Origin of the sequence: Micromonospora sp. AMSO12t (assembly GCF_008806585.1) — a bacterium.
Classification (GTDB): Bacteria; Actinomycetota; Actinomycetes; order Mycobacteriales; family Micromonosporaceae; genus Micromonospora; species Micromonospora reichwaldensis.
Window position 1 is genome coordinate 34,504 of sequence record NZ_WAAS01000023.1, and the last position, 11,690, is coordinate 46,193.

Genomic DNA, 11,690 nt, shown 5'->3' on the forward strand with positions numbered 1-11,690 from the left:
CCCCCACCGAATCGTGGCGGCCCGCCGGCAGACGCCCGCCGGGCCGCCGCCGGCTCAGGCCGCCGGGACGGGCTCGCCGCGCTGCCGGGCCACGTGCTCGACCAGCGCGATCAGCACCTCCTTGCCGGACTGCCGGTCCCGCGCGTCGCAGAGCACCAGCGGCACGTCGGGGTCGAGGTCCAGCGCCTGGCGTACGGACTCCAGGCTGAACCGGCGGCCGCCGTCGAAGCAGTTGACCCCCACGACGAACGGGACGCCCCGCTGCTCGAAGTAGTCGATCGACGGGAAGCAGTCGGCCAGTCGGCGGGTGTCGGCGAGCACCACGGCCCCGAGCGCGCCGAACGCCAGCTCGTCCCAGAGGAACCAGAACCGGTCCTGGCCCGGGGTGCCGAAGAGGTAGACCTGGAGGTCGTCGTTGATCGTGATCCGGCCGAAGTCCATCGCCACCGTGGTGGTCGACTTCGCCTCTACGCCGGAGAGGTCGTCGGTGCCGATGCCGGCACCGGTCAGCACCTCCTCGGTCTGCAACGGCCGGACCTCGCTGAGCGCGCTCACCAGCGTCGTCTTGCCGGCGCCGAACCCCCCGGCGATCAGGATCTTCAACGCGAGCGGGATCCGGGATTCGGATCCGGTCCGGTCATAGCGCACGGAGTCCACTGACCACCGCCTTGAGGATGTCGTCGTCGGGCAGGTATGCGGCGGCCGTCGGCTGGTGCACCGCGACCAGCCCGCGCGACAGCAGGTCGCCGAGGAGCACGCGGACCACGCCCACCGCGAGGTCGAGGTCGACCGCGAGCTCCGCGACGGGGACCGGTCGGGCGGCCAACTCCACCAGGCGCCGGTGCTCGGGGTGCAGCTCCGGGTGGACGGTCGGGTCGGCGGCCGCCTCGGCCAGCACGTACGCGACCAGGTCGAAGCCGACCGCGCCCGAGCGGACCCGGCCGCCGGTGAGGGTGTAGGGCCGCACGACCGGGCCGGCGTCGTCGTCGAGCCACTCGTGCTGCGGCCCGGGCGAGTCAGCCCGCATCGGCGGTCCCCGCCGTCGTCCGGGCCGGGGCGCTGAGGTACTCCCCGACCCGGGTGACGAGCATCGCCATCTCGTACGCCACGAGGCCGATGTCCGCGTCCGCGTCGGCGACCACGGCCAGGCAGGCGCCCTGCCCGGCCGCGGTGACGAAGAGGTACGCGGACTCCATCTCCACCACGGTCTGCCGGACCGCCCCGCCGGCCACCTGCCGGCTCGCGCCCCGGGCCAGGCTGGAGAAGCCCGACGCCAGCGCGGACAGGTGCTCGGCGTCGGCACGGTCCATCCCGGCGGAGGCGCCCATCAGCAGCCCGTCCGCCGAGAGCACCACCGCCTGTCGGGCGGGCGGCACCCGTTCCACCAGCTCGTCGAGCAACCAGTCGAGATCGGCGCTCTGCCTAGTCGGATGCATCAGGCGTCCCTCTCAGTCGCGGTCCTGGGTTCGGTGTCCACCGGCTGCTCGGCCGGCGTCGGGTTCGGGTCCGCACTCGGCGGGTCGGCCGGCGTCGGGCTCGGGTCTGCACGAGGCGGGTCCGGCCGGTCGGCGGCGGGCGCGGCCTGTCGCGGGGTCGTCCCGGTGGCCGCCGCGCGGCCACGGGCGGTGCCGGCCTGGAGGGCGGACATGATCCGCCGTGCCTCCTCCGGGCTGCGCGGGGCGGGACTGGCGATCACCGGCTGCCGCAGCGTCGGGCCGTCCAGCGCGGACCGCCGCCCCGACGCGTCCCCGGCGGAGGAGTGCTCCCCGGTCGTGTCCGGGTGCCGGGGCCGGACCGCCGGAGGCCGGCGGCGTACCCGACGGGGCAGCCCGTCGATCTCCCCGACGGCCTCGACCGGGGCGGGACCGCCGGCATCCGCCCCACCCGGGGCCGAACCGGGGGCCGCGCCGGCCGGGGCCGGCCGCGCGGGGCCCGTGCCGGCGTGCGCGGAGCGGGAGGCGGCCGGAGCCCCGGTGGAGGGTGCCGTGGCGGGCCCGGTGGAGCGGGCCGGGCGGGGCAGCGTGCCCAGCCGGCTCGCCCGGGCGAGCCGCCGCTCCTCCGACGTCGAGGCGGGCCGGGGCGCCACCGGCGGGCCGCCGGTCGGGGGCAGAGAGGGCTCGTCGGTGACCAGGTCGGCGGGGATGAGCACCACAGCGGTCAGCCCGCCGCCGTCGGACGGGCGCAGCCGCACCCGGACCCCGTGCCGGGCGGCGAGGCGGGCCACCACGAAGTGTCCGAGGCGGGCGGTCTCGGAGGGCTCGAAGTCGGGCGAGCGGGCCAGCCGCCGGTTCGTGTCCTCCAGCGCGGCGGCGGACATGCCCAGGCCCCGGTCGGTGACCTCCACCGCGTAGCCGTTCGCCACGTGCTGCCCGGAGACCTCGACCCGGGTCTTCGGCGGCGAGAACGCGGTGGCGTTCTCGATCAGCTCGGCGAGCAGGTGGATCACGTCGCCGACGGCCCGCCCCAGCACGCCGGCGGGTGCCACGGTGGTGATGTCGACCCGGTCGTACGACTCGACCTCGGAGATCGCGCCCCGGACCAGGTCGACCGTCGCGACCGGGTTGCGCCAGCCCCGCCCGGGGGCCGCGCCGGCCAGGATGACCAGGTCCTCGGCGTGCCGCCGCAGCCGGGTGGCGAGGTGGTCGACGCGGAACAGCTCCGCCAGCTCGTCCGGGTCCTCGGTGTGCCGCTCCATCCGGTCGAGCAGCGCGAGCTGCCGGTGCACCAGCCCCTGGCTGCGCCGGGCGATGTTGAGGAACACCTCGTTGAGGCCCCGGCGCAGGGTCACCTCGTCGACGGCCGACTGCACGGCGGTGCGCTGCACCGCGGTGAACGCCCGCGCCACCTGGCCGATCTCGTCGCCGCCGTACTCCAGCGGGGGCGCCTCCCGGGCGACGTCGACCTGCTCGCCCCGGCGCAGCCGGGCCACCACGTCGGGCAGCCGGTGCTCGGCCGTCTCCAGCGCGGCCGTGCGTACGCCGGAGAGCCGGTGCGCGAGGCTGCGGCCGACCCGCAGCGACACGAGGACCGAGACCACGACGGCGGCCAGGCCCAGCAGCCCGGCGGCGCCGAGGCGGACCAGGATGCGCACGGCCGACGGCACCGACCGCTCGGCGAGCCCGTCGGCCTGCGCCAGCTCGAACTCCCGCAGTGCCTGCTGCACCGCCTGGTAGTTCTCCTGCCAGGCCCTCGGGTCCACTGTCGGCCGGGTGGCGGAGCCGGCGCCCACCAGCTCGTCCTGCATCGCCCGCAGCCGGCCGAAGGTCGCCCCCTCGGTCAGCCGTTGGAACGCGGCGCGCTCGGCGTCCGGCAGGTCGGCGATCGCCGTCTCGGCGAGGAACCGCTGGTTGCCGACGGTCTGCACCAGCTGGAGGTGCTCGCCGTCGGCGAACCGGCCGGCGGTGAACGCCCCGGCGAGCAGGGCGTCGGTCTGCCCGAGCAGCTCCCGGGACCGGCCGAGCCCGGTGACGGCCAGGGCCTGCCGGTTGAGGTCCCGGTCGGGCAGGTTGGCCATCGCCGAGAACGCCTGGAAGGCCGAATTGATCATTCCGCTGTAGAGCCCGACCGCGCCGGCCCGGTCCACCGCCCGCCGGTCGATGAACCCCCGCCCGGCGGGCAGCGCGTCCAGCGCGGTGACCAGCTGGTCGAGCCGGGCGTCGAGGATGTCGTCGGCGGCGTCGCGCAACTCCTCCCCGCCGACCCGCCGGCGCAGCTCCGCGATCGCCCGGTCGGTCCGCTGCCGCTGCTCGGCGAGCCCCGGCGCGTCGCTCTCGCCCGCCAACTGCACCACCGAGAGCCGGCGTTCCCGTTGCAGCTCGGCCACCACCGTCTCGCCGGGACGGCCGAGGTCGTAGAGGAGCGTCCGGGCGGCGAGCAGATCGAGGGCGGGCCCGAAGGTGAGCGTGGTGGCGAAGATCCAGAGTGCCAGCAGCGCGGTCACCGGCACGACGACCAATGCGGTCAGCTTCGAGCGGATCGGCCAGTCGCGGGTGTTCAATCAGACCTCGCCCGAAAGGTGTGGCTGCGGGGGCGCCGGCGCCGGCCGGGCAGCGTCGCGGTCGGACTGTTCCGGCCCGCGGTGCCGGGCAGGTCCGGCTGACGCCTTGGGCAGGATACGTAATCCTCGCCCGATGCACTACCGTCCGTCGCGCCGGGCCTACCGGACGAACGTCCATGATCGACGAACGCCCCGCCGGGGGCCGGCGGGGCGTTCGTGGGTGGTACGGATCAGGCGTCGACGGAGATGCCGAGGCCCTCGGCGACCCGGCGGCCGTAGTCGGCGTCGCACTGGCTGAAGTGCCAGACCATCTTCTCCTGGATGTGCTTGTCGCACTGGGCCAGCAGGGTGGTGAGGTTGAGGATCAGGTCGTCCCGCTCCCAGTCGGCCATCTCGCGGTAGCGCCGGCCCGCCTGGGCGTAGTTGTTCTGCCGCTCGATCGGGGCCTTCATGACCTGGCCCGAGACGAACGGACGGTACTCCCGGTAGGACTCGTCGGCCTCCCGGAGACCGGCGACCGAGGACGGCTCGAAGTTGATGTGCGGGTTGGCACCGCGGTCGTCCACCCCGTACGACATCTGGCCGCCGGTCTGGTTGGTGCTGACCCGCACGTCCTCGCGCGGCCGGTTGACCGGCAGCTGGAGGTAGTTCGGGCCGACCCGGTAACGCTGGGTGTCCGAGTAGGAGAACGTCCGGCCGATCAGCATCTTGTCGTCGGAGAAGTCGATGCCGTCGACCAGCACGCCGGTGCCGAAGGCGATCTGCTCGTTCTCGTTGTGGTGGTCGGTGATGTTGCGGTTGAGCGTCATCATGCCGACCGGCAGGTAGGGGAAGTCCTCCGCCGGCCAGATCTTGGTGTCGTCGAGCGGGTCGAAGTCCAGCTCCGGGTGCTCGTCGTCGCTCATCACCTGGACGTTGAGCTCCCACTTCGGGTGGTCGCCGCGCTCGATCGCCTCGTAGAGGTCCTTCGAGGCGTGGCCCAGCTCGGTGGCCTGGATGGCGTCCGCCTCGGCCTGGGTGAGGTTGTGCTCGCCCTGCTGGGACAGCCAGTGGAACTTGACCAGCACGCCCTCGCCCTCGGCGTTGACGAGGCGGTAGGTGTTCACCCCGGAGCCGCGCATCGTCCGGTAGTTCTTCGGGATGCCGTACGGGGAGAAGAGCCAGGTCAGCATGTGCATCGACTCGGGCGTGTTCGACATGAAGTCGAAGATCCGGTTCGGCTCCTGACGGAAGGTGACCGGGTCCGGCTTCAGCGCGTGGATCACGTCCGGGAACTTGATCGCGTCGCGGATGAAGAAGACCTGGAGGTTGTTGCCCACCATGTCCCAGTTGCCGTCCTCGGTGCGGAACTTGACGGCGAAGCCGCGCGGGTCGCGCGCCGCCTCGGAGGAGTCCCGGCCGCCGATGACGGTGGAGAAGCGGATGGTCACGGGCGTCTTGTTGCCCCTGGTCTGGAACAGCTTGGCCCGGGTGTACGTCGACGCCGGCTGGTCGCCGATCGTCCCGTACGCCTCGAACTCGCCGTGCGCGACGAAGCCGCGGGCGTGCACCACCCGCTCCGGGATGCGCTCCCGGTCGAAGTGGCTGATCTTCTCCAGGAAGTGGTAGTTCTCCAGCGTCGCCGGGCCGCGCGAACCGACCGTCCGCTGCTGCTGGTTGTTGTGCACGGGGTGACCCTGACGGGTGGTGAGGATCGGCCTGTTGGCCTGCGGGTCGCTCATGGCTCTCCTCCGGTGGTCGTGGTCGTCCCGCCCAGCTCGTACCGGGCCGGTCCGCCGGCCGGGGCGAACCGGCGCAGCAGGATCCGACCGGCATCACCCCACCCAAGCGCGTTTTCTGGAACGAGTCAAGTTTTGGCGGCCGGTCACGCTGTGTGACTCGTCATGCCGCGGCGGGGAATCAGCGGGGGTCGGGTCCGCCGGGCAGCGGGGTCGGGTTCGTCAGGAAAGTGCACCGGAACGGGATTGGCGGGCAGTGAGCGGAGGGAATACCACCTGACGAAGGAGGAGCCATGTCGCCCACGCAGATAGTCGTCATCGTTCTCGTCGTGCTGGTGATCGCGGCCGTAGCCGTGGCCGCCCGGTCGTACGCCCGCCGCCGCGCGCTGCGGTCGCGGTTCGGTCCCGAGTACGACCGTGCCGTCGCCGAGCAGGACAGCCGGACCGCCGCCGAGCGGGAACTGCGGGAGCGGGAGCGCCGCCACGCGGAGCTCACGCTGACCCCCCTCGCCCCCGAGTCCCGGGCCCGGTACTCCGCCGCGTGGGAGGAGCTCCAGGTCCGCTTCGTCGACTCCCCCGCCGAGACCGTGGGTGAGGCGGACGAACTGGTCACCCGGCTCATCGCGGAACGTGGCTACCCCACCGGCGAGTTCTCCGACCAGATCGCCCACCTCTCCGTCGAACACGCCCGCACGCTGGGCCACTACCGCGACGCCCACGACATCCACCTGCGCAACTCCCGGGGCGAGGCGAGCACGGAGGAACTCCGCCAGGCCGTCGTCCACTACCGCGCCCTCTTCGCAGACCTGCTCGGCGAGGAGCCGGTCGGAGCCCGACCGTCCGAGCAGCACGACCCGGACAGCCAGCACGACGTCACGAGCCGCTAGGAGGATGACCATGCGCCAGGAAGAGCAGCGGGTGGGCAACGAGCACCCCGAGGCCGTCCGCTCCGAGCCGGTGCCGGTGCCGCCTCCGGGCGACCGGTCCGGCCGGGCCGACGTACCCGAGGACGTCCTCGACGACCGGGGCACCTTCGACGATCCGGCGGTCGCCGACCGCGACCGGACCGGCCGCAACCGGACCGGCCGCGACGACGACGAGCCGTCGCGCGACCGGGACGCCGGCCGGGCCCGGCCGGACGACCGGGACGCCGACCGCGACCGGGGCGGGTTCCACGAGCCGGGGCCGGTGCCGACCGCCTTCGGGGCCACCAGCGTCGGCGGCGCGGTCGCCGCGTCCGCCCTGGCCAGCCCCCTGCCGGAGGACGAGCCCGACCCGCGTACGGAGTCGACCGCGCGCCCGGGCGACGGTGCCGTGGGCGGCCCCCGGGAGGGCCGCCGGGCGGACCCGACCGCCGAGTTCCACCGTTCCGTCGGGCTCGGCGACGACCGTTCCGACGACCGGCAGGACCGCCGGGACGGCGCCGAGGTGCTGCCGCCGGACGCCGCAGACGGCCGTCCCGAGCGCCGGGCCGACGTCACCGGGTGGGCCGGCGACCCGGAGGGCGGCGCGGCCGGGGCTGCCGGGTACGGCAGCGCCACGCCCACGATGGTCGACCCGGACGCCGAGCACGCGCCGGCCGGGCGGGCGGCCACCGGGGAACTGGGGGTCGCCGGCACCGACCGGCCGGCGGGCGCGACCGTGGCCGCCGAACCGGCCAGCCTCTTCGACCCGGCGACGGCGCAGGGCTTCCGGGACCGCTGGCGCAACGTCCAGCTGCGCTTCGTGGACGATCCCCGCGCGGCGGCCGGGGAGGCCCAGTCGCTGGTCGACGAGGCCATCCAGGCGCTCTCCTCGGCGCTGTCCGCGCAGAAGAACAAGCTGGGCGGCTGGCAGGACGCCGGCTCCGCCGACACCGAACAGCTCCGGATGGCCGTCCGCCACTACCGCGACTTCCTGGACCGGGTGCTCGGGCGCTGACCCCGGTTCCCCACAGGCGCCCCCGGCCGACCGGCCGGGGGCGCCTCCGCGTCCGGACCCCGCTGTCGGCGGCCGCCCTCCGACACCTCCGGTGAGGGCCGTCCCGTCCGTGCCTTCCGGGGTCGGGAAGCAGGGTGCGGGCGGGTTTGGCCGCCGCAGGCGTGAAACTGCGCGTTCGGGGTAATTGCCCGCGCACACTCATCGGGCACGGACGGTCGACGAAGGGTTACCGGGATGGACGGCGATGGCCTGCGGCTGAACATGAACGTCCTGGACTACGGCATCCTGGCGCTCTACTTCGTCACGGTGCTCGGTGTCGGTTTCGCCGCCCGGCGGGCCATCCGGACCAGCGTCGACTTCTTCCTCTCCGGCCGCTCGCTGCCCGCCTGGGTGACCGGCCTGGCCTTCGTCTCGGCCAACCTCGGGGCGTTGGAGATCATCGGCATGGCCGCCAACGGCGCCCAGTACGGCGCGATGACGCTGCACTACTACTGGATCGGCGCCGTGCCGGCGATGGTCTTCCTCGGCATCGTGATGATGCCGTTCTACTACGGCTCCAAGGTCCGCAGCGTGCCCGAGTACCTGCGACTGCGCTTCAACCGCCCCACCCACCTGCTGAACGCGCTCAGCTTCGCCGTCGCCCAGGTGCTCATCGCCGGCGTGAACCTCTACGCCCTGGCACTGATCATGCAGGCGCTGCTCGGCTGGCCGCTCTGGGTCGCCATCGTGGTCGGCGCGCTGATCGTGCTGGCGTACATCACCGTGGGTGGGCTCTCCGGGGCGATCTACAACGAGGTGCTCCAGTTCTTCGTGATCATCGCGGGCCTGCTGCCGATCACGATCCTGGGACTGGTCAAGGTGGGCGGGGTGTCCGGCCTGATGGACGCGGTGCGCGAGTCCAAGCTGGGCGAGGCGGGGCTGCACACCTGGCAGGACACCGGCGGCACCGACAACCCGCTCGGCGCGCACTGGATCGGGATCGTCTTCGGGCTCGGCTTCGTGCTCTCCTTCGGCTACTGGACGACCAACTTCGCCGAGGTGCAGCGCGCGCTGTCGGCCAAGAACATGAGCGCCGCCCGGCGGACGCCGATCATCGCCGCGTACCCGAAGCTGCTCATCCCGGTGGTCACGGTGATCCCCGGCCTGGTCGCCCTGGTGACGGTGCAGGGGCTCGGCGCGGAGAGCGGCGACCTGGTCTACAACAACGCGATCCCGCTGCTGATGCGTGACCTGCTGCCCAACGGCGTGCTCGGGATCGCGGTGACCGGCCTGGTCGCGTCGTTCATGGCCGGCATGGCGGCGAACGTGAGCGGCTTCAACACCGTGTTCACCTACGACATCTGGCAGCAGTACGTGCGGCGGGACCGCCCCGACGACTACTACATCCGCATCGGCCGGTGGGCGACGGTCGGCGGCGTGCTGGTCGGCATCGGCACGGCGTTCATCGCCGCCGGCTTCAGCAACATCATGAACTACATCCAGGCGCTGTTCTCGCTGTTCAACGCGCCGCTGTTCGCCACCTTCATCATCGGCATGTTCTGGCGGCGGATGAGCGCGGCGGCCGGCTTCCTCTCCCTGCTGCTGGGCACCCTGGCGGCGCTGGCCACCTACCTGCTCTACAAGGCCGGGGTGGTGCACTTCAACTCCGACCTGGAGGAGAGCTTCTGGGGCGCCGGCATCGCGTTCGTCACGGCGGCCGTCGTCGCCGCCGTCGTCACCCCGTTCACCGCGAAGAAGCAGGACGAGGACCTGCGCGGGCTGGTCTACGGCATGGGCGCCGTCGACGTGAAGGGCGACCTGCTGACCGGGGACGCCGTCTGGTGGCGCTCCCCGGTGCTCCTCGGCCTGATCGCGGTGGCGCTGTCCCTCCTCCTCTACGTGCCGTTCTTCTAGGAAGGGGCGCTCGGCCATGAGCATGGAAAACCTCAACCCGCACGGGCACGACCGGTCGGTCGAGGCCACCGAGGAGGCCCGCCGCCGTTCGGCCGCCGCGCGGCTGTTCGACATCCGCCGGGTGATCGGTGGCCTCTTCACCGCGTACGGGGCGATCGTCACCCTGATCGGCGTCTTCGACGGCGATTCCGCCGTGCAGAAGGCGCAGGGGGTCCGGATCAACCTCTGGGCGGGTCTCGGCATGCTCGCCTTCGGCGTGCTGATGCTGCTCTGGCAGTGGCGCAATCCGGTCGAACCGCCGGAGACCCCCGACGAGGAGCGCTGAGCCGCCCCGCCGACACCCGGCATGGGCACCGCCCCGCCGGGTACGCAAGCAGGATCAGGAGACCACCTGGCGACAGGAGGGCAGCGACATGACGGATCGTGACCGTGACCGACCGCTAGAGGAGAGCCCGGAGGTGGCCGCGGCGGTCGAGGACGACACCGGCATCCCGCAGCTGAGGACCGGCGGCGGCGCCGACCGCGACACTCCGTCGTTCACCGGGGACCGGTCGGGCGGCGACGAGCTGATCGGCGACCCGTACGCCGCCGGCACCGGCGCGACCGGCACCGGCACGGGCGCGGCCCCGGACGACATCCGTACCGGGGCGGAGCAGCCCTGGGAGCCGGAGGACCTGGTCGCGGCCCGGGGGCAGGACGTCACGCCGGAGAACGTCGAGCGGGCCCGCCGGGACCTGGCCGAGCTGGGCCGCGCGGCGATCGAGAAGACGGTGCCCTGACCGGCGTACGCGAGGGGCCCCCGGCCCGACCGTCGGACGGTCGGACCGGGGGCCCGGGGAACCTGCCGCTGGAGCGCCTCACCTACTGCCAGCGGCGGGTGGGCTCCAGTCTCAGAGCGCCGGGTACGCGTTCTGCATGAGCTGCGTGAACTGCGCCGGGAACCAGGCGCCCGAGATCGGGGCGTCCGGCAGGGCGCCGCTCATGCTGTTGCCGTTGCGGGCGTTGCCGGTGTAGGTCGGGTCGCACATCCGGTCGAAGCCCTTGCCCTCGTTGTTCGGGATCTCCTTGCTGGAGCCGTCCGACTCGCCCGGGGGCTTCACCCAGACGTAGGCGTCGATGCCCGGCTCCGGCGCGGCCTTCGGGCGCTCGCCCAGGCCGGCCCCGGCCTGGTTGCACCAGTTGCCGGCGTGGATCCGACGGTCCACCCGACCGCCGTTGACGTACGTGTCCACGTTGGTCGTCGCGCCCGGGCCGGTGGGCCGGGCGGTGCCGCCCCAGCCGTTGCGGGACGTGTCGATCAGCATGCCGATCTTCGAGTCGAAGCCCTTGGCGACGAGCTCGTTGCGGAACGCCTGGGCGAACGAGAGCTCGTCCACGTAGAAGTTCCAGTCGATCCACTTCGACTGCCGCACGCTGCTGCCGTTGACGTTGTCGGTGATCTTGATGTACGGCTCACGCAGCGCCGAGTAGTTGGCGGTGTTGACGATGAAGCCGTGCACGTTGTTCACGTTGCTGCCGGAGGCGACGGCGGCGTCCTTCAGGATCTGCGCGGTCGGGCTGAAGTTGCTGTCCCAGCCGATCCAGCCGTGGTGGGCGGCGTCGATGTAGTTGTAGACGTTGCCGATCGCGCCCAGCTTCGACAGGGCGTACCCGACGCCGTTGACGTAGGCGCCGTTGGCCTTCACCGTGTCGCACATCGCGGTGCCGCCGGGGTTGCCGGAGGTGTTGGTCACCAGGTTCGGCAGCGAGTCGATCTCGATGATGTTGACGATCCGCAGGCTGGCGTACTTCGGGTCGGCCTGGATCGCGGCGATCGGGTCGATGTACTCGGCCTTGTACCGGGGCAGCTCGTGAGCCTGCAGCTCACCGTTCGAGGCCAGCGCGGCGCAGTCGCGGCCGGGCAGGTTGTAGATGACGAACTGGATGTAGTTCGCCCCCTGCTCGAGCGCCTTGTCCAGGTGGTTCCGGACGCCCATCGCGCCGTTGGAGCTGCTGTCCGGGGTGCCGTTGATGGCGGCGATCCGGTCGATCCAGACGGCGGTCGGGTTGTTCGACACCCGGCTGCCGCCGGAAACGGACTCGGCCTTGGCCTTCCACTCCGGGTTCACGTACCCCTTGGCGTTCAGGTACGGGTTGTCCACCCGCTGACCGGGGGGCGGCGT

At 72.7% G+C, this 11,690-nt stretch carries 11 protein-coding genes; 5 read left to right on the plus strand and 6 right to left on the minus strand.

Going from position 1 to position 11,690, the window contains the following annotated elements; translation table 11 throughout:
* Positions 1-54: 54 nt before the first annotated feature.
* The 5 genes from F6X68_RS05880 to F6X68_RS05900 form a co-directional block, all read right to left on the minus strand.
* On the minus strand, positions 55-657 hold the full coding sequence (locus tag F6X68_RS05880; protein WP_151453305.1) for an ATP/GTP-binding protein: 603 nt from the start codon (positions 655-657) through the stop codon (positions 55-57).
* Complete coding sequence (locus F6X68_RS05885; protein WP_151453306.1) at positions 638-1,027, minus strand: DUF742 domain-containing protein; 390 nt, start codon at positions 1,025-1,027, stop codon at positions 638-640. Before F6X68_RS05885 ends, F6X68_RS05880 begins: the two co-directional genes overlap by 20 nt.
* Positions 1,017-1,436: a roadblock/LC7 domain-containing protein gene (locus F6X68_RS05890; protein WP_151453307.1), complete on the minus strand. Its 420-nt coding sequence runs from the start codon at positions 1,434-1,436 to the stop codon at positions 1,017-1,019. The genes F6X68_RS05885 and F6X68_RS05890 overlap by 11 nt, the downstream gene beginning before the upstream one ends.
* Complete coding sequence (locus tag F6X68_RS05895; protein ID WP_151453308.1) at positions 1,436-3,997, minus strand: nitrate- and nitrite sensing domain-containing protein; 2,562 nt, start codon at positions 3,995-3,997, stop codon at positions 1,436-1,438. The genes F6X68_RS05890 and F6X68_RS05895 overlap by 1 nt, the downstream gene beginning before the upstream one ends.
* Positions 3,998-4,227: 230 nt before the next feature.
* Entirely contained in the window at positions 4,228-5,718 is a 1,491-nt protein-coding gene (locus tag F6X68_RS05900; protein ID WP_151453309.1) for a catalase, read from the minus strand.
* Positions 5,719-6,008: 290 nt separating this feature from the next.
* Between F6X68_RS05900 and F6X68_RS05905 the strand changes: the two genes are divergently transcribed.
* The 5 genes from F6X68_RS05905 (at position 6,009) to F6X68_RS05925 (ending at position 10,307) form a co-directional block, all read left to right on the plus strand.
* Complete coding sequence (locus F6X68_RS05905; protein WP_151453310.1) at positions 6,009-6,602, plus strand: hypothetical protein; 594 nt, start codon at positions 6,009-6,011, stop codon at positions 6,600-6,602.
* A gap of 10 nt (positions 6,603-6,612) precedes the next feature.
* Positions 6,613-7,635 (plus strand): hypothetical protein, encoded by a 1,023-nt coding sequence (locus tag F6X68_RS05910; protein ID WP_151453311.1) that lies wholly within the window; start codon positions 6,613-6,615, stop codon positions 7,633-7,635.
* A gap of 234 nt (positions 7,636-7,869) precedes the next feature.
* Positions 7,870-9,528: a sodium:solute symporter family protein gene (locus F6X68_RS05915; protein ID WP_151453312.1), complete on the plus strand. Its 1,659-nt coding sequence runs from the start codon at positions 7,870-7,872 to the stop codon at positions 9,526-9,528.
* Between the two features lie 16 nt (positions 9,529-9,544).
* The gene (locus F6X68_RS05920; RefSeq protein WP_151453313.1) at positions 9,545-9,853 is read left to right on the plus strand and encodes a hypothetical protein; all 309 of its coding nucleotides are present in this window, start codon (positions 9,545-9,547) and stop codon (positions 9,851-9,853) included.
* Between the two features lie 88 nt (positions 9,854-9,941).
* Positions 9,942-10,307 carry a hypothetical protein gene (locus F6X68_RS05925; protein ID WP_151453314.1) on the plus strand — a complete coding sequence of 122 codons (366 nt, stop codon included), beginning with the start codon at positions 9,942-9,944 and terminating at the stop codon, positions 10,305-10,307.
* Positions 10,308-10,418: 111 nt separating this feature from the next.
* Here F6X68_RS05925 and F6X68_RS05930 read toward each other — a convergent pair.
* Positions 10,419-11,690, minus strand: a 1,272-nt coding sequence (locus tag F6X68_RS05930) for a glycoside hydrolase family 6 protein (protein WP_151453315.1), incomplete at its 5' end; no start/stop codon positions are given.